The sequence below is a fragment of the Variovorax sp. PDC80 genome, from assembly GCF_900115375.1.
Taxonomy (GTDB): Bacteria; Pseudomonadota; Gammaproteobacteria; order Burkholderiales; family Burkholderiaceae_C; genus Variovorax.
Map to the genome: position 1 here is coordinate 490001 of NZ_FOWG01000001.1, position 23377 is coordinate 513377.

5 protein-coding genes are annotated in these 23377 nt (G+C 72.4%); all 5 read right to left on the minus strand.

The window, feature by feature from the left end; genetic code table 11:
- Positions 1-29: 29 nt before the first annotated feature.
- The 5 genes from BM109_RS02190 to BM109_RS02210 are packed head-to-tail and all read right to left on the minus strand — an operon-like array spanning position 30 to position 23362.
- Positions 30-4643, minus strand: a complete 4614-nt coding sequence (locus tag BM109_RS02190) for a type I polyketide synthase (RefSeq protein ID WP_093340185.1) — start codon at positions 4641-4643, stop codon at positions 30-32.
- Positions 4643-7897, minus strand: coding sequence for a non-ribosomal peptide synthetase (locus BM109_RS02195; RefSeq protein WP_093340187.1), 3255 nt, complete (start codon positions 7895-7897; stop codon positions 4643-4645). Before BM109_RS02195 ends, BM109_RS02190 begins: the two co-directional genes overlap by 1 nt.
- The gene (locus tag BM109_RS02200; protein WP_093340190.1) at positions 7894-10998 is read right to left on the minus strand and encodes a non-ribosomal peptide synthetase; all 3105 of its coding nucleotides are present in this window, start codon (positions 10996-10998) and stop codon (positions 7894-7896) included. The genes BM109_RS02195 and BM109_RS02200 overlap by 4 nt, the downstream gene beginning before the upstream one ends.
- Positions 10995-18080 carry a type I polyketide synthase gene (locus BM109_RS41560; protein ID WP_093340191.1) on the minus strand — a complete coding sequence of 2362 codons (7086 nt, stop codon included), beginning with the start codon at positions 18078-18080 and terminating at the stop codon, positions 10995-10997. Before BM109_RS41560 ends, BM109_RS02200 begins: the two co-directional genes overlap by 4 nt.
- On the minus strand, positions 18080-23362 hold the full coding sequence (locus tag BM109_RS02210; protein WP_256222277.1) for a non-ribosomal peptide synthetase: 5283 nt from the start codon (positions 23360-23362) through the stop codon (positions 18080-18082). The genes BM109_RS41560 and BM109_RS02210 overlap by 1 nt, the downstream gene beginning before the upstream one ends.
- Positions 23363-23377 lie beyond the last annotated feature (15 nt).

Consider the following 23377-nt stretch of genomic DNA (forward strand, 5'->3'; position numbering starts at 1 on the left):
CCCTGATGACGTATACGGTGCCGCTTTGTTCAGGCCACCCCTTCCGCCTGCCCTTGTGCCCGTCCCTCGTCCTGCTCGATCTGCTCGATCACGTGCAGCTCCACCAGCGCGGCCAGCGCCGCCACCGTCGGCTCGTTGAAAAGCGCCGCCGGATGCAGCACCACGCCGAACTGCTTGCGCACCCGGCCCAGCAACTGGATGGCCGTGAGCGAATCGCCGCCCAGCTCGAAGAGGCTGTCGTCGACGCCGATGGACGAGAAACCCAGCGCCTCGGCCCACATCCGCGCGATGTCGGCCTCGAGCTCGCTCCCGGGCGGCGCGAAGGGCGTCGCCAGCGCGGGCCGCTCATGGGCCGAACCCATGGGACGTGCCGGGGCCCGCGCGTCGGGTTCCACGTCGAAGTCGAGCGAAACCAGGCGCGCGCGCTTCTCCTCCACGCTCAGCGGCGAAACGAAGAGCTGGGGCAGCACCGCGCCGGCGAGCACGCGCTCGAAGGCCAACACCCCTATCGCCGGCGGGATGCCGACGCCTTCCGGATGATCGCGGTGCGCGGCCATGCCGACCTCGCGCCAGGTGTCCCAGTTGAGCGACCAGACCGGAAAGCGCGACTCGCGCAGCGCGAGCCGCGCCGTGGCGTCCAGGTAGCAGTTGGCCGCGCAATAGTCGGCATCGCCGAAGGCGCCCAGCGCGGCGGCCGTGGACGAGCACAGCAGCACGAAGTCGGGCGCATGGCCTTCGAGCGCCGCCATCAGGGCCCGCGTGCCCTGCACCTTGGGCGCGCACACGGCCTCCACGGCCGCGCGCTCGCGCTGCGCCATGACACCGCCGCCCGGCAGGCCGGCCGCATGCACCACGCCGTGCAGCGCGCCAAACTTCGCCACGGCCTCGCCCACGACCGCGCGCATGCGCGCCGCATCGGCCACGTCGGCCTGCAGCACCAGCAACTCGGCCCCGGCCTGCGACAGCTGCGTCAGCTTCTGCAGGCGCTCGCGCAGCACCGGCGCGGTGGAGGGATCGGCGATGAGCTCACCCCACAGATGGCGCGCCGGCAGCGCCGAGCGCCCCACGAGCACCAGCCGGGCCTGCCATTCGCGCGCGAGGCGCTCGGCCAGCGCGAGGCCGATGCCGCCCAGGCCACCGGTGATCAGGTAGACGCCTTGCTTCCTCAGTCGCTGGACCGAAGCGCCCTCGTCGCCCGCCGCGGGCTCGAAGGCCAGCTGCCAGCGGTGGGGCCCGCGGTAGGCCACCAGCGCCGGCGGTTCGGCTGCGCGCGACTCGGCCAGCACCTGGCCCGCCAGGCGGTCCAGCGCGGCACCGTCGCCCTCGGGCAGCACCACGTCGATCAACTGGCAGTCGATGTCCGGAAACTCCTGCGGCAGCACCTTGCAGGGACCATGCAGCATCGACTTGGCCGGATTCAGGCTCTCCAGGCCCGTGACGTCCTCAGCCTGGCTCACGACCGCGGTCACGCGCAGGCGGCCTCCCTGGCCGGAGACGCCTTCGCCGTAGAGCGCCTGCACCAGCGCCAGCATGCTGTGGAAACCGCGCGCCAGCACCGGTTCCAGCGGGCCGCGCGCGTCGTGCTCCTCCAGGCTCCAGAGATGGAACACCTGCCGCAACGGCCCATGCGCCGCGCCGGCTTCACCGAGCAGGCGGGCCAGGTCCTCGCGCGCGTCGGTGCGCAGGCGATAGTGCCGTGCGTCCACGGCGTCGAAGGCCTGCGCGCTTTCCGCCACGACGATCGGCAAGGACAACGCAGCCAGCGCCGCCACCAGCACCGTGCGGAAGCCACCCGCGTCGCCGAGCACGAGGCAATAGCCGGCTTCGATCTCGGCGGCCTGCGGCGCAAGCCGCGAAGGCAGCGGCGCCGCGCGGCGCCATGCCGGTGCCTGGAACCAGTCGGCGAGCTCCCTGCGCGCGGGCCCGCCCTGCGGCGGCGCGCCGGCCACGGGCGCCTTGCCCGGTTCGATCCAGTAGGAACGGCTCTCGAACGGATAGGTGGGCAGCGGCACGCGCCGACGATCCGTGCCGGCATGGCAGGCCTGCCAGTCGACCGGAACGCCGGCCACCCACAATTGCGCCAGCGCGCGAGCACATTGCGCGTCGCCCTCGCGCCATTGCTGCGGGCGCGGCTGCGAAGCCACGATGCAGGCGGTCGATGCCGCGCGGGCATGGCGCCGCGCCAGCGAAGCCAGCACCTCCCCCGGCCCCGCCTCCAGCAGCGCGACACGGCCTGGCATGTCCAGCACCTCGCTCAGGCCCTGGGCGAAGCGCACCGTGCCGCGCAGGTGGCGCACCCAGTACTGCGCGCTCATGGCCTCGGCATCGGTGATCGGACGGCCCGTGACGTTGGACACGAAGGGAATCGAAGGTGCGTTCCTGCGCACGCGCTCGACCAGCGCCTGAAAGGCCGGCAACGCCGGCTCCACCATCGACGAATGGAAGGCATGGGACACGTGCAGCCGGCGCGCCACCGTGCCTTGTGCGGCCAGTGCCTGTTCCACGGCGGCGATGGCCGCGGGCGTCCCGGACAGCACGCAGAGCTTCTCGTCGTTGACGGCCGCAAGGCTGCAGTCCTGCGAGAGCCACGGCTGAAGCTCGGACTCCGGCATCGCGACGGCGATCATCTCGCCGCGCGGCAGCTCCTGCATCAGGCGCCCGCGCGCGGCGATGAGCGCCAGCGCGTCATCGAGGGCGAACACGCCAGCGATGCACGCGGCCACGTACTCGCCGACGCTGTGCCCGAGCATGAGGGCAGGCTGCACGCCCCGGTGCATCCACAGCCGCGCCACCGCGTACTCGACGACGAAGAGCGCGGGCTGCGTGATGGCCGTCTGCGACAGCCTGTCCTGAGCAGCCGCTTCGTCGGCCTCCGCCGGGAACAGGGATTGCCGCAGGTCCATTCCGAGCAGGGGCTGCAGGATGCCGCAGCATTGATCGACCACCTCGCGGAACAGCGGCTCGCTCTCGTAGAGCCTGCGGCCCATGTGCGGATGCTGTGCACCCTGCCCAGGAAAGAGGAAGGCGACCTGGGGTGCTTCGGCGGGGCACGCATCGGCCCAGCCATGCGCCGCATCGGGCGTCTCGAGCTGGCGCACGGCCTGCGCCGCGCTCGATGCCAGCACGGCGCGACGATGCGCGAAATGCCTGCGGCCGGTCTGCAGCGTGTAGGCGACGTCCGCGAGCGGCTGTTCGCCGTTGTCCGCGATGTGCCGTGCCAGCCTCGCCTGCGCTGCCTGCGCCGCGTCGGCGCTGCGCGCCGACACCGGCAGCACCTGCCAGGCGCGCGCCGCGCCGGACGAGGCCGCGACGGGCGCCTCCTCCAGCACCACGTGCGCATTGGTCCCTCCCATGCCGAAGGAGCTCACGCCCGCGCGGCGCGGCGTGGCGCCGGCGGGCCAATCGCGGGCCTCGGTGTTGACGTAGAACGGACTGCCCGCGAAATCGATCTGCGGATTCGGCCGCTCGTAGTGCAGGCTGGGCGGCAGCGTCCGGTGGTGCAGCGCGAGCACCGCCTTGATGAGGCCGGTCACGCCGGCCGCCGCGTCGAGGTGGCCGATGTTGGTCTTCACCGAGCCGATGGCGCAGTAGCCGGTGCGCGCGGTGCCGCCGCGAAATGCCTGCGTGAGCGCGGCGATCTCGATCGGATCGCCCATCGGCGTCGCGGTGCCGTGTGCCTCCACGTAGCCGATGCTGTCGGGATCGACGTCCGCGATCATCTGCGCGGCCAGGATGGCCTGTGCCTGCCCTTCCACGCTGGGCGCGGTGTAGCCCACCTTGCCCGAACCATCGTTGTTGATGGCCGAGCCCTTGATGACGGCGTGGATGGTGTCGCCGTCGGCCACCGCGTCGGCCAGCCGCTTCATCGCCACGATGCCCACGCCGCTGCCGCTGATGGTGCCGGCCGCGCGCGCGTCGAAGGCACGGCAGTGGCCATCGGGCGACGCGATGGACCCGGCCTGGTATCGATAGCCCAGCCCCTGCCCCAGGTTCAGCGACACGCCGCCGGCCAGCGCCATGTCCGCCTCGTGGTTCAGCAGCGCCTGGCAGGCCATGTGCACCGCCACCAGCGAGGTCGAGCAGGCGGTCTGTACCGTGACGGCGGGGCCCTGCAGGTCGAGCTCGTAGGCCACGCGGGTGCACAGCGCGTCCTTCTCGTTGCCGTTGAGCAGCGTCTGCAGCGAGGCCTCTTCGCCCTTGCCGCCCAGCACCCCGGCCGACAGCAGGTTGCGCCAGGCGTACTGGTTGGTGCTCGCGCCGCCGTAGATGCCGATGCGCCTGGGCTGCCGCTCGCCGTAGTACCCGGCATGTTCCAGCGCCTCCACCGCGGTCTCGAGGAAGAAGCGCTGCTGCGGATCGAGGTACTCGGCCTCGCGCGCCGAGTAGCCGAAAAAGCCCGCGTCGAAACGGTCCATGCCGTCGAGCACGACGCCGGCCTTCACGTAGTCGGGATCGGACAGCGCTTCGGGCGGCACGCCGAGCGCGCGCAGTTCATCGTCGGAGAAGAAGCTCACCGACTCGACCCCCTCGCGAATGTTGCGCCAGAAGGCGTCGATGTTCGGCGCGCCCGGATAGCGCCCGGCCAGGCCGACGATGGCGATATCGATCTCGCCGATCGCGCCGGTTTCGATGGCATCGCTCATCAGTGCATTCCTCCCGCGGCTCTTCTTCGCCGCAACATGGCCTCGCGCTGCCTGCGCGCACCGTCGCGCGCGAGCTGCATGGCGGGTTCTTCCGAATGGGCCGGGCTCAGGCGCTGCGCCTGCGACGCGACGGTGGAATGCCGGAACAGATCGACCAGCGGCACCGCGAAACCCAGCCGCGACTGGATCTGCGACTGCACCTGCACCAGCAGCAGCGAATGACCGCCGATGTCGAAGAAGTTGTCGTGGATGCCGAAGCCGTCCTGGCCCAGCACCTCGCTCCAGATGGCGCAGATCGCGCGCTCGATCTCGCGCGCGGGGGCCACGCGGGTGGCGGCGCCGGGAGCCTCGGGCAAGGGCAGGGCCTTGCGGTCGACCTTGCCGTTGGCATTCAGCGGCAGCGTCTCCAGCACCACGATCGCCCCCGGCACCATGTACTCGGGCAGCACCTGCTGCAGTCGCTGCTTCAGCGGCGCCGTCTCCAGCACCTGCGAAGGCGCGGGCGAGACATAGGCCACGAGCCGTGCCCCGCCGGTCGCCGGCTGCGCGATCACCACGGCCTCGCGCACGCCGGGCTGCGCCAGCAGTTGCGCCTCGATCTCCCCGAGCTCGATGCGCAGGCCCCGGATCTTCACCTGGTGGTCGATGCGCCCCAGGTACTCCAGCTCGCCGTCGTCGCGCCAGCGCACCAGGTCGCCGGTGCGATAGAGCCGCTCGCCCGCGTCGCCGAACGGATCGGCGACGAAGCGCTCCGATGAGAGCGCACTCCTGCCCAGATAGCCGCGCGCCAGCCCGATGCCGCCCAGGTACAGCTCGCCCGGCATTCCCGCCGCCGCGAGATTCAGTCCGTCGTCTAGAACGTAGGTCTTCGTGCCCGCGATCGGGCGGCCGATGGCCACGTGATTGCGGCCGTCCGCCCTGCAGCGCCAGTGCGTGACGTCGATGGCCGCCTCGGTCGGGCCGTACAGGTTGTACAGCTGCGCGCCGGGCAGGCGTTCGAACACCCTCGCCTGCACTTCCGCCGGCAGCGCCTCTCCGCTGCACACGATGCGCCGGAGGCTGGCGCACGCCTGCACGCCGTCGTGGGCCAGGAAGGCCTGCAGCATCGAGGGCACGAAATGGAGGGTGGTGACACCGTGCCGGCGGATCAGATCGACCAGCTTGGCCGGCTCGCGGTGATCACCCGGCCGGGCCACCACGAGGCGCGCGCCCTGCATCAGCGGCCAGAAGAACTCCCAGACCGAGACATCGAAGCTGAAGGGGGTCTTCTGCAGCACCGTGTCGGCCTCGCCGAGCGCGTACGCATCCTGCATCCACGCGAGGCGGTTGTACAGCGAGCGGTGACGATTGGCTGCGCCCTTGGGACGACCGGTGGAGCCGGAGGTATAGATGACGTAGGCCAGGTGCTCGCCGTGCAGGTCCACGACGGGGTCGGTGTCCGGCCCGGCCTCCAGGTCCAGCAGGTCCAGCTCGATCGTCCGCACGCCCTCGCGCTCGGGCAGCGTCGCGCGGACCTGGCTCTGGGTCAGCAGCAGCGCGACGCCGCTGTCCTCGAGCATGTAGGCGATGCGGTCCCTCGGGTATTCGGGGTCGATGGGCACGTAGGCGCCGCCGGCCTTGAGGATGGCCAGCAGCCCCACCACCATCTCGAAGCCGCGCTCCAGCGCGATGCCGACCGGGGTGTCGGGACGAACGCCCAGGCCGATCAGGCGATGGGCCAGGCGGTTCGCCCGCGCGTCGAGCTGGGCATAGCTCCACGCGCTGTCGCCGAACACCACGGCCACCGCATCGGGTGCACGGCGCGCCTGGCGAGCGATGAGGCGGTGCACCGGTTCGGCGTCGCCGCGGTGCGGCAGGTTCTCGCTCCAGCGCATGAGCCGCGCGCGCTCCTCGCCGCCCGTCAGCACCAGGTTCGCCAGCAGGCAGTCGGCATCGGATGCCAGTGCCTGCAGCACGCGCAGGTAGCTGTCGACCAGCCGCTGCGCGGTGCGCGCCTCGAACAGGTCCGTGTTGTATTCGAGCCGGCCGCGCACGCCCTGCGCGCCAATGTAGAAGTCCAGCGAGAGGTCGAACTTGGCGCCCGCGTCGTCGAACTCCTCCATCTCCGCGCGCACGCCTTCGAGATCGAGCCCCACGGCCTCGCCCGACATCTGCACGCCGAACATCACCTGGAACAACGGGCTGCGCGCCGGATCGCGTCGTTCCTTGCGGCTCGCGAGCAGCACCTCGAACGGAAGGTCGGCGTTGTCGAGCGCGGCCAACGCATCGGAGCGGACCTGCCGGCAGACCGCGCGCAGGCTCTGCCGCGGCGAGAGCCGCGCGCGAAACACCTGCGTGGTCACGAAGAAGCCGAGCAGCTCGCTCACTTCCTCGCGATGCCGCCCGGCATTGGGCACGCCGATCGCGAAATCGCCCTGACCGCTGTGCCGCGACAACAGGACCTGCCATGCCGCCAGCAGCGCGACGAAAGGCGTGCACTTCTCGGCGCGGCAGAACTTCTGCACCGCGAGCGCCAGCGCCGGCGGCAGTTCGAAGCCCAGCGCCGTGCCCGCGAAGGTCTTCTGCGCGGCGCGCGTGCGGTCGGTCGGCAGGTCGAGCGCGGGAACTTCCGGGCCCAGGTGCCGGTTCCAGTGGTCGAGCTGCCCTGCCAGTGCCCCGCCCTGCACGCTCGCGCGCTGCCACACCGCATAGTCGGCGTACTGCACGGGCAGCGGCGGCAGCGCGACCGCGCCGCCGGCGCGCAATGCCAGCCTGTAGGCCTGGGCCAGGTCGCCGGCGAGGATCGGATTCGACCAGGCATCGGACACGACGTGATGCAGGCACACGGCCAGCACGTGCCGATCGTCGCCCAGCCTCACGAGCCGGGCGACCAGCGCGGGCGCGGTGCCCAGATCGAACACATGCGCGGCGGTGCGGCGCACGGCCTCGGCCAGCGCCTGCTTTCGCGCGTCGGCCGGCAGCGCCGTGAGGTCGAGGCGCTCCAGCGAGAACGGCGCACAGGCGTGCACCCTCTGCATCGGCACGCCGTCCTGCTCGAAAAAGCTGGTGCGCAGAATGGCGTGGCGCGCGATCACCGCGTGGAACGCGCGCTCCAGCGCATCGGCGTCGAGCGCCCCCTCGAGGCGGAAGACCCGCGGCAGGTTGTAGGCCGTCAGGCCAGGTTCGAGCTTCTGCAGGAAGCAGAGTTGCTCCTGCGCGTAAGAGAGCGCGACGGCGTCGCCGTCGCGCACCGCGGGGACGATGCCGATGCTCATGCGGCCTCGCCCACTTCGCTCGGCGCGAGTCGCCGCGCCGCTTGCGCCAGCCGCTCGAGCGCCTGCGCATCGCCGCTCGCTTCGCGCAGCGCCGCTGCCAGCGCCGCCGGCGTCGGATGGTCGAATACCAGGCCCGCCGCCACCTCCACCTGCAGCAGCTTGCGGATGCGCGCGACCAGCTTGATGACCTGCAGCGAATGGCCGCCGAGTTCGAAGAAGTCGTCCTCCACGCCGATCGGGTCGCTGCCGAGCAAGGTGGCCATGCCCTCGGCCAACACGGCCTCGAGCGCATCGCGCGGCGCGACGTGGACCTTGCGTTCGGCCGCGGCCGGTGCGAGCACACTCAGCGCGAGACGGTCGATCTTTCCGTTCGGCAGGCGCGCGAAGGCCTCCACCGCGGTGAAGCTGGCCGGCACCATGTGCGCGGGCAGCAGCGCGGCCAGCCGCTGGCGCAGCGCATGGCCGTCGGCCGAGGCGCCATCGGCGACGAAGAATGCCGACAGCGCCGTCGCGCCCGCCGCATCGGGCGCGGCGAGCACCACGGCCTGCCGCACACCGGGCTGCGCCAGCAGCACCGCCTCGATCTCGGCCGGCTCCACGCGAAAGCCATGCACCTTGACCTGGTGGTCCGCGCGCCCCGCGAGGCACAGGCCGCCGTCGGCCAGCACATGGGCCAGGTCGCCCGTGCGGTAGAGGCGCTCGCCGGGCGCGAACGGATCGGCCACGAAGGCATCGCCGGGCTCACGGTTCAGGTAGCCACGGCACAGCTGCGCGCCGCCGACATAGACCTCGCCGAGTCCACCCGCCGGCACCGGGCCCAGCGAGGCGTCGAGCACGCGCACGCGGTTGTTCGCGAGCACGTGGGTCAGCGGCAACTGCGCGGGCAGGGGCGCGCCCGCCGCCACGGCATGGACCATCACGCCGACCGTGGTCTCGGTCGGCCCGTAGTGGTTGTAGATCGCGCACTGCGGCGCGAGCGCCACGATGCGCTCGACCAGCGCACGCGGCGCGGCCTCGCCGCCCAGCACCAGGGTGCGCGGCAGCCGCGGCGCTTCGCATTCGAGCAGCGCCTCGAGGTGCGAAGGCACGATCTTGAGCGCGTCGATCGCCTGCCGTTCCATGAAGTCGGCGAAGGCCCGCGCGTTCTTCGCCTCCTCCTCGGACGCCACCACCAGGCAGGCGCCGTTGAAGAAGGCGCCGAACAGCGCGGTGTTGCCCAGGTCGGCCACGACCGAGCTCGTGAGCGCCCAGCGGCGGCAGCCGTCGAGCTTCATCGCGGCCGAGGCGGCCGCCACGTAGTTCAGCAATTGGCCGTGCTCGATGGCCACGCCCTTGGGCGTGCCGGTGGAGCCCGAGGTGTAGAGCACATAGGCCAGGTCGCCCGGCGCGATGCGGTGCGCGGGTGCATGCGCGGGCAGGCCGTCGAGCGCGGGCAGCGCGCCCTCGAGCACCAGCGCGGGCCGGGCATCGGCGAGCACTGCCGCGCGCCGCGCCTCGGGCCAGCCCGGCTCCAGCGGCAGGTAGGCGGCGCCCGCGCGCCAGGCGGCGAACATGGCCAGCGGAAGGTCGACCGAACGCGGCAGGTTGAGCGCGACGATCGCGCCCGGCGTCACGCCCTGCGCCACGAGCCAGTGCGCAAGGCGGTTGATCCGTTCGTCGAACTCGCGATAGTTCAGGCGTTGCGCCCCGGCCTCGAGCGCCGCGGCGTCGGGCGTCGTCCGGACCCAGTGCGCGACGCGCTCGGCCACGGTCTGCGTGCCGACATCGAGCGGCGGCGTGTCGTGCGCGAGCAGCAGCGCGCGTTCGCGCGGCCCGACCAGCGGCAGCGTGCCGACCGGTGCATCGGGCTGCGCGACGGCAGCCTCGAGCAGCGTGGCGAACTGCATCAGCAGGCGCTCGACCGCGGCACGGCCGTGGCGCGCGGCATCGGCGTGCAGCGACAGCTGCGCGCCCTCGGTGCCCCATGCGGCCTGCAGCGCGAGTTCGAAGCCCGGCATCGGGCCCGGCAATCGGGTCAGGCGCCAGCGCACGGAGGAACCATGCTGCCGCGGTGCCTCGTGCGAGGCGAAGCCGACCGACGCCTGGGCCACGATCGGCGGTGCATCGACCGGCCAGTACTCCTGCGCCTCGACGTGCGCAGCCAGGGCGGCGTCGAGTCGGCCGGCCCAGCCCGCAAAGGACTCGTCCTCGGCCACGTCGACCAGCACCGGCAGCACCTTGTCGAACAGGCCGACCGCCCCCTGCATCGGTGCGTAGTCGCGCCGGCAGTCGTGCTGCCAACCGCCGACGAAGCGGCCCGCCCCGTGCAGGCGCGCCAGCAGCAGCCACCAGGCGGCCTGCAGCAGGGTCTCGGGCTGCGTGCCGAAGGCCTCGGCAAGTGCCGTCACGCGCGTCGCCAACGCGGCGTCGATGGCGGCCTCGGCCACGATGCGGCGTGCGGCATCGGCCGGGGCACCACCGCGTCCAGTCTGCAGGCGCGGCGGCGCGAGCGCGGCGGCTTCGGTCGCCAGCCGCTGCCAGTAGGCGCGGCCCTCGGCCGCGTCCTCGCCCTCGAGCAGGTCCTCGCGCCACTCGACGAAGCGCGCGTGCTGGAAGATGTCCTCGGGGTCGAGCGCGCCCTCGCCGAGGCTCGCGGTGGCGATCTGGTCGAACAGGTTCTGCAGGCTCTCGCGGTCCGCCACCAGCGGGCTCAGCGACAGCGCCAGCGTGTGGCTCGCCGCGCCCGTGCGCAGCAGCGCGGCGCCGACGAGTTCGCCGCGCTCGATCGCCAGCGGCTCGGCATTGACGGCCTCGAGCCATGCGTCGAGCGCGCCATCGGCCGCGCCGCCGAGGTCGGCCGAGCGCCATGTCAGCGGCGGCATCTCGTCGAAGTACTGCTGCCGCGGGCCGCGGTAGCCGGGCACCTGCCGGATCGCCGCGCACAGCGCGCCATGGGCGCGCAGCACGCTCTCGACGGCGATGCGCAGGGCCGCGGCATCGATCGTGCCGTCGATGCCCACCGACAGCAGCAGGCGCGCCGCGCCCGCCGGCACGGCCCGTTGCTCGGCGCTCAGCGGGAAGGTGGTGTCGGAGGTGGGGGCGATGGTGCTCGTCACGCTCATGCTCCCTGCTCGTCGGCCAGGCGGGTGTCGGCCGTCGCCGGCGGTGCGCCCTCGAGCGCGGCGCGGTCGACCATCGCGCCCATCGCCACCACGATCTTGCGCGGTCCCTCGTAGGGGTCGCGCGCATGGGCCGCGAGCATGTTGTCGAGCATCACGATGTCGCCCTGCCGCCAGTCGAAGCGCACCGCGCACTCCTCGTAGACGCGGCCCACCACGGCCATGGTCTGGTCCGCGATCGGCGAGCCGTCGCCGTACATCACGTGGCGCGGCAGGCGGTCGATGCCACCCATGGCGAGCAGGTCCTCGCGCACCTGCGGCTCGAGGCAGGCCACGTGGTGCAGCTGGATCTGGTTGAAGAACACCTTCTCGCCGGTGATCGGATGGCGGATCACCGCGGGGCAGCGCGTGTGCGTCTGCAGCGTGTCCTCGTCGAGCCAGCGCCAGGCGATGCCGGCGGCGGCCAGGCGGGCCTCGACCTCCTCGCGGCGATCGGTCTTGTAGAAGTCGCGCCAGCTCACGTCCAGGCCGGGCGTGAAGGTGCGCACGTACAGCAGTTCCTTGCGCTCGAACTCGGCCACCATCTCGGCCGGCAGGCGGCGCAGCATCTCGCGGCAGTCGACGATCGGCGTGGCGCCGCCCACCGGCGAGGGCAGCTCGCAGAAGAACCACTGCTTGCGCGGCCAGCGGTCGAGGTGCGAACTCTCGTTGTGATAGAGGATCATCTGCCGCTCGGGGTACGGCGTGGAGCGGTAGGTCTTCTTGCCGCCCTCCTTCTTCGGCAGGTCGCCATAGCTGCCGTAGAGCTCGGGCTCGATGGCCTCGGCGAAGGCCTCGAAGTCCTGCGGCGTCTTCAGGCCGAAGTCGCGGAACAGCACGCCGCCATGCCTGGCGACCAGCATCTCGATGTAGTCGGCCTGGCTCCGGGCCCAGGCCACGGTGTCGAGGTCGCCGGTGGTGGCCTGCAGCACGATCGGGAATTCCGCGCCGGGCCGCAGGAAGGAGGTCTGGACCACGGGGCGCGCGACGGCGCGCGGCGCCTCGCGGCCGGTGGCGCCACGGCCGAGCTTGTCCAGCTTGCCGAGCTTGTCCATCTTGCCGGCGGTGCCGGTGGTGCCGGTGGTGCCGAGGGGTTTGGCGGTGTTCATGGTGAATCGCTCCTGCATTTGCTTGGGGGCCAGCGCGTCGATGGCCTGGCCCGGTGTTGCGACGATCCGCTCCAGCAGCGCATGCCACGAAGCGGTGAACTGCTCGACGGTCTCGCGCCGGTACAGGTCCGTGGCGTACACCCACTCGACGGCGAGCGCACCGGCCTGTTCCCTGGCGAAGACCGCCAGGTCGAACTTGGATTCGTTCATCTGCTGGGGCAGCACCTCGACCTCGGCGCCTTCGATGGCGAACCGGATCTCGGGTGTGTTCTGGAGGACGAAGAGCACCTGCACCAGCGGATTGCGGTCGCGCGCGCGGCGGGCGCCGGCGAGCTCCACGATCTGGTCGAAGGGCAGGTCCTGGTGGTCCATGGCGGCAAGCGTCTGCTGCTTGGTCCGCGCGAGCCATTGCCGGAAATCGGCCTTCGGGTCGGTCATGCGCGAACGCAGCGGCACGACGTTGACGAAGAAGCCCAGCAGTTGCTCGAGATCGGGATGGCCGCGTCCCGCCACGTCGGTGCCGATGACGAGGTCGCCGGCACCCGCGGCCTGGTGGAAGAACAGGAAGAAGGAGGCGAGCAGCAGCGTGAACAGCGAGGCGTCGGATTCGCGCGCCAGCGCACCCAGCGCCTGCGACAGCGCCGGCGACAGTTCGAGCAGCACCGAGTTGCCCGCGTGCGAGGCGGTGGCCGGGCGCTCGTGGTCCGGCTTCAGGCCCGAAACCTGTGGCGCGTCGCGCAGGTACGCCCGCCAGAACTCGGCCTTGGGAGCGAAGGCGGGCGAGGCCAGCGCGCGGCCGTACCACGCGGCGTAGTCCACGTACTGCACGGGCAGCGGCGCGAGCGCGAGCGGCTGGCCGCGCAGCGCGCGCTGGTAGAACTCGCCGAGCTCGCGCGCGAACACGGCAATCGACCAGCCGTCGAACACGATGTGGTGCACCACGAGCACCAGCACATGCTCGCGTTCGCCCAGGCGCACCACGGTGGCCTTGAGCAGCGGCCCCTCGGCCAGCACGAAGGGCTGGCGCACGAGCGCGTCGAACAGCGCGGCATAGCGCCGCGCGCGCACGGCCAGGTCGGCTTCGGCGATCTCGACGAGCGGAATGTCGAGCCGCTGCCCGGCGCGGATCAGCGCGGCGGGCTCGCCCTCCTCGTCCTCGGCGAACACCGTGCGCAGCACCTCGTGCCGCGCGGCGATGGCGTCGATGGCCGCGCGCAGCCGCTCGACATCGAGCGCGCCATGCAGCGCCAGCCCGGCCGACATGTTGTAGGCCGCGCGGCCCGTCAGGTTGCCGGCGTCGGTGAGCCGGTCGACCAGCCAGAGGCGGCGCTGCATCGGCGACAGCGGCAGCGCGCCGCCGCGCGGCACGGGCGCGATCTCCATCGCGGCGGCCGGTTGCGGCGGGACCGCGGCGTCGTGCGCCGGCAGCTTCGCGATCAGGCCGGCGAGGGTCGGCGCCTTGAAGAACTCGCTGGGATGCAGCTCGACCGCGTAGGCCTTGCGGATGCGCGACAGCAGCTGGATCGCCACCAGCGAATCGCCGCCGAGCTCGAACAGGTTGTCGTCCATGCCGATCGGCGCGATGCCCAGGCGCTCGGTCCACAGCGCGGCCAGCGCGTTCGCGCGTTCGCCCTCGGGCGCGACGAACGGGGTCGACAGCGCGGGACGCGGATGGCTGCCGCCGGCCGCCGCGGGCGGCGCGCCGCTGTCGTCGAGCAGATCGAGCATGCCTGCGTCGAGCGGGCCGAGGCGCTGCGCGAGGTCGGTGGTCGAGATCACGGTCTGCGGGCGCAGCGGACCGTTGACGATGCGCTCGAAGGTGCGCGCGCCCTCGGGACCGTCCATGCCGATGCCTTCGGGCACGACCATGTGCTCGGCCATGCCGAGGCCGCGCCAGGCATCCCAGTTGACCGAGAAGACGGGCCAGCCGCCCACGCGCGCCTGGGCGATCGCCACGGCGTCGAGGTAGGCGTTGGCCGCGGCGTAGTCGCTCATGCCGAGGCCGCCGGCCACGCTCGAGATCGAGGAGCAGAACTGCACGAAGTCGAGCGGCTGCCCGCGCAACGCGTCGAGCAACGCGCGGGTGCCGCGCACCTTGGTCGAGAACACGGTGTCGACCTGCGCACGCGTGCGCTGCGCCATGAGGCCGCCGCCCGCGTCGCCCGCCGCATGCACGATGCCGTGCAGCGCGCCGAAGCGCGCGTTCGCCTGCGCGAGCGCCGCCTGCAGTTGCGCGGGATCGGACACGTCGGCCGACAGGGTCAGCACCTGCGCGCCCAGCGCCTCGAGCGCCAGCAGTTGGCGCAGCCGGTTGCGTTGTGCCTCGGGCTGGTCGGCGTCGGCCGCCAGCGCGGCCCACGCGTCGCGCGCCGGCATCGCGGTGCGGCCCAGCAGCACCAGCCTGGCCTGCCAGTGCTGCGCCAGATGCCTCGCGATGGCGAGGCCGACGCCGCCGAGGCCGCCGGTGATCAGGTAGACACCCTCGCGGCGCAGGCGCGGCTGTGCAGCGGCCGGCAGCGGCGCGGGCTCGTAGGCCTTCACCCAGCGGTGCGCGCCGCGGTAGGCCGAGAGCGGCTCGCCGGGCTCGGCGCGCAGCGCAGCGGCCTCGGCGGCGATCTGCTCGACCAGCAGGGTCTCGGCCTCGCTCTCGGGCGCGGCCAGCATGACGTCGATCACGCGGCAATGAATGCGCGGGCACTCCTGCCCGATCACCTTGGCGATGCCCAGCAGCGTGGCCTTCTCGGGGCACAGCGCCTCGGCGCCGGTGATGTCCTCGATCTGGTTGGCAACGATCGCGATCGGCAGCGTGGCAGTGGCCGCGCCGGCGCCGTCGAGCGCCTGCACCAGCGCCAGCAGGCTGAAGAAGCCGCGCTCGAGCAGCTCGGGCTGCGGTTGCGCGACCGGCACTTCGTCGAGGCACCAGAGGTGATGGATGGCGCCGACAGTGCCGAGCTCGGCCTCGACCTCGCGCAGCAATCGCGAATGGTCGTCGCGCTCGCCGGGACGCAAGCTCCAGCCTTCGCGGCCGGTGCGCGCGAACGAGAGGCCGCGCTGCGCCAGCGCCACCGCATGCCCCTGCGCGCGCAGGTGGCGCGCGAGATGGCCCGTGAGGCTGCGCTCGTCGCCGTACAGCAGCACGCAGCCCGCGCCGGCCGCGGCGGTGGTCGCCAAAGGCTCGCCGCGCTTCCACACGGGCACGTAGAAGGCATCGGGTGCTGGCGTGCGCGCGGACGGCGCCGACGCGGACGCCTCGACCCAGTAGCGGCGGCGCTGGAACGGATAGGCTGGCAGCGGCACGCGGCGCAAGGCCTGGCCCGCATGGCAGGCCGCCCAGTCGATCGCCACGCCCGCGAGCCACAGGCCGGCCAGGGTCTGCGCGAGCTGCTGCGCATTGCGCGCCTGCTGCTGCGGATGGGCCTGGCTCGCGTACACGCCGACGGCCGATGCCGCCATCGGGTGCTGACGCGCGAGGCCGGCGAGCGTTTCGCCGGGGCCGACCTCGAGCACCACGCGGCCGGGCCGCTCGAACAGCGTGCGCAGGCCGGCTTCGAACTGCACCGTGCCGCGCAGATGCTGCGCCCAGTAGTTCGGGCTGGTCGCCTGCTCGGCCGTGATCAGCCGGCCGGTGACGTTGGAGACGAAGGGAATCTTCGGTGCCTGCCTCGGCACCGAAGCGACGAGCCGTTCGAGCTCGGCGAGCAACGGCTGCGTCATCGCCGAGTGCGAGGCGATCGACACGTGCAGGCGGCGCGGCAGATGGCCCTGCGCGCGCAGCCGTTGCTCGGTGGCCTCGACCGCCTCGATCGGGCCCGACAGCACGCACAGCTGCTCGCCATTGGCGGCCGCGAGGTCGCAGCCGTCCTGCAGGAAAGGCGCGAGCTCGGCCTGCGACAGCGGCACCGCGGTCATCGCGCCGGGCTGCATCGATTGCAGCAGGCGGCCGCGCAGGGCCGCCACGCGCAAGGCGTCCTCGAGCCGGAACACGCCAGCCAGGCAGGCCGCGACGTACTCGCCGAGGCTGTGGCCCATCATCGCGGCGGGCCACACGCCGCGGCGCATCCACCACTGCGCCAGCGCGTACTCGACGACGAACAGCGCCGGCTGGGCCATGGCGATGTCGAACAGCCGCGCATCCGCCTCGGTCTCAGCGCCCGGCGCGGGGAACAGCAGCTCGCGCAGGTCGAAGCCGAGCTCGGGGCGCAGCAGCTCGCAGCAGCGGTCGACGTCGGCGCGGAACGCATCGTCGTCGCGATAGAGCGCGAGGCCCATGTTGGCGTGCTGCGTGCCGCCGCCCGGGAACAGGAACACCACCTCGGGCGCTTGGTCGGGCACGGGAGCCGATGCCACGACGAGGCCCTCGCCCGTGGCGAGCATGCGCGCGGCGGCGGCCGGTCCGTCGGCCACCACGGCGCAGCGATGCGCGAAGGCACGGCGGCCGGTCTGCAACGTGTGGGCGACATCGGCCAGCGCGAGCTCGGGATGGCTCTCGAGGTGCGCGCCGAGCCGCTGCGCGGCCTGTCGCGCGGCGGTGGCGCTCAGGGCCGACAGCGGCAGCACCTGCCAGTCGGGTTCGCGCCGTGTCGGCCCGCGCGCGGCGACGGCTGGCGCCTCCTCGAGCACCACGTGCACGTTGGTGCCGCCGATGCCGAAGGAGCTGACACCCGCGCGGCGTGGCGCGGCGCCCCGCGGCCAGGGCCGGGCCTCGGTGTTGACGTAGAACGGACCGCTCGCGAAATCGATCTGCGGATTGGGCTGCTCGAAATGCAGGCTCGGCGGCAGCGTCGCATGCCGCAGCGCGAGTGCCGCCTTGATCAAGCCGGCCACGCCGGCGGCCGCGTCGAGGTGGCCGATGTTGGTCTTGACCGAGCCGATCGCGCAACTTTGCGGCGTGGTCGCGCCGCCGTTCGCGAAGGCCTGCGTCAGCGCGGCCATCTCGATCGGGTCGCCGAGCGTGGTGCCGGTGCCGTGCGCCTCGACGTAGCCGATGCTGGCCGCGGGAACGTCCGCCACCATCTGCGCCGCGCGGATCGCGCTGGCCTGGCCCTGCACGCTGGGCGCGGTGAAGCCGATCTTGTCCGCACCGTCGTTGTTGGCGGCCGTGCCCTTGATGACGGCATGGATGGTGTCGCCGTCGCGCAGTGCCTCGGCCAGCCGCTTGAGCACGACGATGCCCGCGCCGCTGCCGATGACCGTGCCCGCGGCCTTCGCATCGAAGGCGCGGCAGTGGCCGTCGGGCGAGAGGATGGCGCCGTTCTGGAAGCGGTAGCCGCCCTCCTGCAGCAGGTTGAGCCAGACACCGCCGGCCAGCGCCATGTCGCAGTCGTGGCTCAGCAGCGCCTGGCAGGCCATGTGCACCGCCACCAGCGAGGTCGAGCATTCGGTCTGCACGCTGACGGCCGGGCCGCGCAGGTCGAGCTTGTAGGCCACGCGCGTGCACAGCGAGCCCGCGGAGTTGCCGCTCATCAGGCCCAGCATGTCGGCGATGCCGGTGCCCGCGTCGACGCCGAAGGCCGGCAGCAGGTGCCGCATCAGGTAGAGGTTGGGACCGTCGCCGGCATAGACGCCGACCGAGGCGCCGCCCCTGCCGGCCTGCCAGCCGGCGTGCTCGAGCGCCTCCCAGGCGCATTCGAGGAAGATGCGCTGCTGCGGATCGAGGTGCTCGGCCTCGCGCGGCGAGTAGCCGAAGAAGCCGGCATCGAACTGGTCGAAGCCTTCGAACAGCACGCCGGCCTTCACGTAGTCGGGGTCGGCCAGGGTGCGCTCGGGCACGCCGCGCGCGCGCAGTTCCTCGTCGCTGAAGACGGTGACCGACTCGACGCCGTCGCGGATGTTGCGCCAGAAGGCGTCCACGTCCGGCGCGCCCGGAAAGCGACCGGCCATGCCGACGATGGCGATCTCGAGGCCCGTGAGTTCGGGCGGCGACACGGAGTCTTGCATCAGAAGCTTCTTTCGATGGGACGGCGGCGTTGCAGCAGGGCCGTGCGCTGGCGCTGCGCGCGCGCCTGTTCGCTGTCGTCGCTGCCGCCGGCATCGGATGGGGTCGTGCCGCCGCCCTGTTCGATGCGGCGCGCGAGCGCGCCGACGGTCGGGTACTTGAAGAGGTCGACCACCTTCAGGCCCGGGTTCAGCCGGTCTTCCATCAGCCGGTGCATGCGGATCACCAGCAGCGAATTACCGCCGAGGTCGAAGAAGTTGTCGTTCATGCCGACCTTCTCGACCTTGAGCAGCGCGGCCCAGATCGAGGCCAGGGTCTGGGCCACGTCGCCCTGCGGCGCCTCGTAGCCCTGCGAGGCAGCGGCGAGGGTCGGGGCGGGCAGCGCGCGGCGGTCGACCTTGCCGCCGCTGGTGAGCGGGAAGCTGTCGAGCGCCACGATGGCGGGCGGCACCATGTAGTCGGGCAGCGCGCGGCCCAGGTGCTCGCGCAGCGCGGCGGCATCGATGCGCGCGGACGGCGCGGGCGAGACGTAGGCGGCCAGCGACGGGCCGGCCGCGCCGTCGTGCACGAGCACCAGCGCCTCGCGCACCGCCGGGTGCTCGCGCAGCCGCGCCTCGATCTCGCCGAGCTCGATGCGGAAGCCGCGGATCTTCACCTGGTGGTCGAGCCGGCCGAGGTATTCGAGCTGGCCATCGAGCCCCCAGCGCACCAGGTCGCCGGTGCGGTAGAGCCGGCCGCCCTCGGCATCGAAGGGATCGGCGACGAAGCGTTCGGCCGTGAGCGCCGCGCGGCCGAGGTAGCCGCGCGCGAGCCCCACGCCGCCGAGGTACAGCTCGCCGGCCACGCCCTGGGGAACGGGCTGCAGGTCGGCATCGAGCACATGGGCCGTGCGATGGCCCACGGGACGGCCGATGGGTGCATAGCCCTGCACGGGATCGTGCGCCGTGCCGCTCCATGCGGTGGGCGTGATGACGGCTTCGGTCGGGCCGTAGGCATTGACGATGCGCGCGGGACGCAGCACGCGGCGGATCAGCGCCAGGTCCTCGCCGGTCCAGGCCTCGCCGCCGAACAGCGCGAGGCGCACGGCATGCGCGAACGGCGGCTGGCCCTGCATCAACTGGCGCGCATAGGCCGGCGGCAGGTCCACCACGCTGACGCGGTGGCGCTGCAGCAGGGCGTCGAGTTCGCTCGCGAGCGAGCACCATTGCGGCTGCACCACCAGGGCCGCGCCCGACACCAGTGGCAGCAGGCATTGCTCGAGCGCCGCGTCGACGTGCGGCAATGCGAACTGCAGCGAGCGGTCCTCGGCGCGCATGTCGCAGGTCCGCGCCATCGCCTGCAGGTGCATCAAGAGGGCGGCGTGCGGCACGGCCACGCCCTTGGGAACGCCGGTGGTGCCGGAGGTGTAGACGAGGTAGGCGAGATGGCCGTCGTGCAGGTCGATGGCGGGGTCGGTGGCGGCTTCGGCCTGGAGCTGCACGGGGTCGAGTGGGACCCTGGCGATGCCCGGCGGCAAGGTCGACGCCTGCGCGCCGTCCGCGAGCAGCACGCTGGCGCCACTGTCCTCGAGCAGTTGCGCGATCCGCTGCGCGGGATGCGATGGATCGAGCGGCAGATAGGTGCCGCCGGCCTTCAGCACGCCGAGCAGGCCCGCCACGCGCTCGCCCGCGGCCTCGATGGCCACGGCGACGACGCTGCCGGGCCGCACGCCCTCGCGCAGGAGCCGGTGTGCCACGCGGTTGGCGCGCTCGTTCAAGGCGGCATAGCTCGAGGGCGTGTCGCCATCGATCAGCGCGACGGCCTCCGGGTTCGCGCGTACCCGCGCCTCGAACAGGCGGTGCACGGGTTGCGTCTGCAGCACCTGCCGCTCGCCGACCGACCAGGCGCGCAGTCGCTGCCGCTCTTCCGCGTCGAGCAAGAGGACATCGCCCAGCGGCTGCGCGGGATCGGTCGCCAGCGCCTCCAGCAGCGCCCGGTAGTGCGCGGCCATGCGCTCGATGGTGGCGGGCTCGAACAGCTCGGCCGCATAGGTGAACACCGCGCCGGTGCTGCCATCCGCGCGCTCGCGGATGTCGAGCGCGAGTTCGAACTGCGCGGCGCCCTCGGCCATGCGCTGCTCGCGCGCTTCGAGGCCCGGCAGCAACTGCAGCGCATCCACGTCTTCGCGCAGATGGTTGAGCATCACCTGGAACAGCGGGCTGTGGCTCAGGCTGCGCTGCAGTTGCAGCGCCTCGACCAGTTGCTCGAACGGCAGGTCCTGGTGGGCCTGCGCGCCGAGCGCGGCCTCGCGCACCTGCGCCAGCAATTGCGCGAGGCTCGTGCGGCCCTGCAGCGTGGCGCGCAGCACCTGGGTGTTGACGAAGAAGCCGATCAGGCCCGCGGTCTCGGGGCGGTGGCGGTTGGCCACCGGAACGCCGACGCGCACGTCCTGCTGGCCGGTGTAGCGGTGCAGCAGCGCCTGGAAGCCGGCCAGCAGCGCCATGAAGAAGGTCGCGCCATGCGACTGCGCGGTGGCACGCAGCCGCGCGACGAGCGCGCCGTCGAATTCGAAGGCATGGCTGGCGGCACGGTAGCTCGCCACTGCCTGCCGCGCATGGTCCGTGGGCAGCGCGAGCACGGGATGCTCGTCGCCGAGCTGTACGCGCCAGTAGGCGAGCTGACGCTCGGCCTCGCCGGCGGCGAGCCAGTCGCGCTGCCACAGCGCGTAGTCGGCGTACTGGATCGGCAATGCCGCGAACTGCGGCGCCTTGCCGGTCGCATGCGCCGCATAGGCGGCACCGAGTTCGCCGACCAGCAGCTGCAGCGACGCACCATCGGACACGATGTGGTGCGTGACCACGACGAGCAGGTGCCGCGCGTCGTCGACCTGGATCAGCGCCGCGCGCAGCAGCGGGCCTTCGCCGAGGTCGAACAGTTCCTCCTGGCACTGCCGTGCGTGCGCGGTCGCGGCGGCTTCGCGCGCCGACGCGGGCAGCTCGCGCAGGTCGATCTGCCGCAACGCGAAGCGCGAAGCGGACTGGACCCATTGGCCGACCGCCCCATCCGTGGCCGTGCGGAACACGGTACGCAGGCTCTCGTGGCGAGCGACCAGTCCGTCGAAGGCCGCGTTCAAGGCAGCAGCATCGAGCGGGCCCGAGAGGTCCAGCGCGATGCCGATGTGATAGGCCGTGCTCTTCGGATCGAGCTGCCACAGGAACCACTGGCGCTCCTGGGCATGCGACAGCGCGAGCGCTTTGCTCCTGCGCTCGGCCGGCAGCACGCGGATCGGGTTGCGCGGCCTGCGCGGGCCGGTGGCGCGCACGCGGCGCACTGCCGCGGCGAGATCCTGCAGCCGCGGCTGCTCGAACAGCAGGCGCACGGGGAACTCGATGTCCCACGCGTCGGCCACCCGGGCCGCCACCTGCGTGGCGGCGAGCGAGTTGCCGCCGCTGAGAAAGAAATGGGCATCGCGTGCCAGCGCGGGCTGCTGCGCGCCGCGGCGCAGCACCTCGCTCCAGATGGCGGCCATGGCCTGCTCGAGCTCGTCCATCGGCAGCGCTGCCGCGGACGCCTTCGCGGCGGTGCCGCCGAGCACGAAGGCGCCATGCGCATGCATCGCATAGGCATCGGCCGTGCGATCGATCCAGCCCTGGCGGCAGGCGCCGCGCTGCAGCTTGCCGCTGGTGGTCTTGGGCATGCCGCCTGGATTGAGCAGCATGACGACGGACAACGGCTCGCCGAACTGTTCGCTCACGGCGGCGCTGAGCGTGTCGACCAGCGCCTCGGGACCGACCAGCTTCTGCACGCTGCGCGACACCTCGGCGGCCAGGCCGATGCCCTCGCCGGCGGGGCCATCGACCGCGAACGCCGCCACGCGGCCCTTGCGCACCACGTCGACCTCGAGCTCGATCATCCGTTCGATGTCCTGCGGGTACAGGTTGTGGCCGCGCACGATGATCATGTCCTTGATGCGGCCGGCCACGTAGAGCTGGCCGTCGTGCACGAAGCCGAGATCGCCGGTGCGCAGCCAGGTGGCGCCGTCGCGATCGACGAAGGTCTGCCGCGAGACCTCGGGCTTGTTCCAGTAGCCGCTTCCGATGCTCGGGCCGGTGGCCCAGATCTCGCCGACGCGGCCGGCATCGCACACCGACAGCGAGGCTGGGTCGACGATGCGCACGGCATGGCCGGTGACGGTGCGGCCGCAGCCGACCAGGACCGCGCCGTCGGCCTGCGCCAGGACCTCGCCGCGCGCCAGGCCCTGGCTCGAGAAGCCTTGGGCGACCATGCCGGCGCCGCGCCAGCCGCCCGTCACGAACAGCGTGGATTCGGCCAGGCCATAGCAGGGGTAGACCGCGCCGGCGGCGAATCCCGCGGGCGCGAACTGGCGCTTGAATTCATGCAGCGTGTCGGCGCGCACCGGCTCGGCGCCGGAGAACGCGAGCGCCCAGCTCGACAGGTCGAGCTTCTGCAACTGCGCCTCGGACACCCTTTCGAGGCACAGGCGATAGGCGAAGTCGGGGCCGCCGCTGATCGTCGCGCGGTGGCGCGAGATGGCTTCGAGCCAGCGCACCGGCCGCTCGAGGAAGTAGCGCGGCGACATCAGCACGACAGGGATGCCGCGGTGCAGCGGCTGCAGCAGGCCGCCGATCAGGCCCATGTCGTGGTTGAGCGGCAGCCAGGTCGCGAAGATGTCGTCCGGACCGACCGACAGGCCCTCTTCGATCGCGCGCATGTTCGCCATGAGGTTGGCGTGCGTGACCATGACGCCCTTGGGCGCCGAGGTCGAGCCGGAGGTGTACTGCAGGAAGGCGATGTCGGCGGCCGAGGGCTGGTGCGGCACCCAGCGGTCGGCGTCGTCGGTACCTATCGCGTCCACCGCGATCAACGGCACGTCGGCGAAGGCCTCGGCCGCGGCGATCGAGGCCTTGATGTCGGCATGGGTCAGCACGCAGCAGGCGCCGGCATCGGCCGCGATGCCCTCGAGCTTGCCGAGGTGCCGCTTGCGCGTGGACTCGGGCGGGAACACGGGCACGGCGACCAGGCCCGCGTACAGGCAGGCGAAGAAGCTCACGACGTAGTCGTCGCCGTTGTCCAGCATGATCAGCGCGCGTTCGCCGCGGCCGAAGGATTGCTGCAGGCGCGCCGCCAGGCCGCGCACGCGCGCATCGAGCTGGCGATAGCAGAGGGGCATGTCGAGCGCCGCGCCGTCGCGGTCGGTCACGCCGACCAGCGCGGTGTCATCGGGCCGGCGCGCGGCCAGGTCGCGCAGGTGGCTCACGAAGTCCACGGGGTGCGTCGGGGTCACATCGATTCCTTGAAT

What these genes read in the sequence shown, in the direction of transcription:
- BM109_RS02190 (WP_093340185.1), bottom strand. Translation starts at nt 4,643, where the DNA reads ATGAGCGATGCCATCGAAACCGGCGCGATCGGCGAGATCGATATCGCC.
- BM109_RS02195 (WP_093340187.1), bottom strand. Translation starts at nt 7,897, where the DNA reads ATGAGCATCGGCATCGTCCCCGCGGTGCGCGACGGCGACGCCGTCGCG.
- BM109_RS02200 (WP_093340190.1), bottom strand. Translation starts at nt 10,998, where the DNA reads ATGAGCGTGACGAGCACCATCGCCCCCACCTCCGACACCACCTTCCCG.
- BM109_RS41560 (WP_093340191.1), bottom strand. Translation starts at nt 18,080, where the DNA reads ATGCAAGACTCCGTGTCGCCGCCCGAACTCACGGGCCTCGAGATCGCC.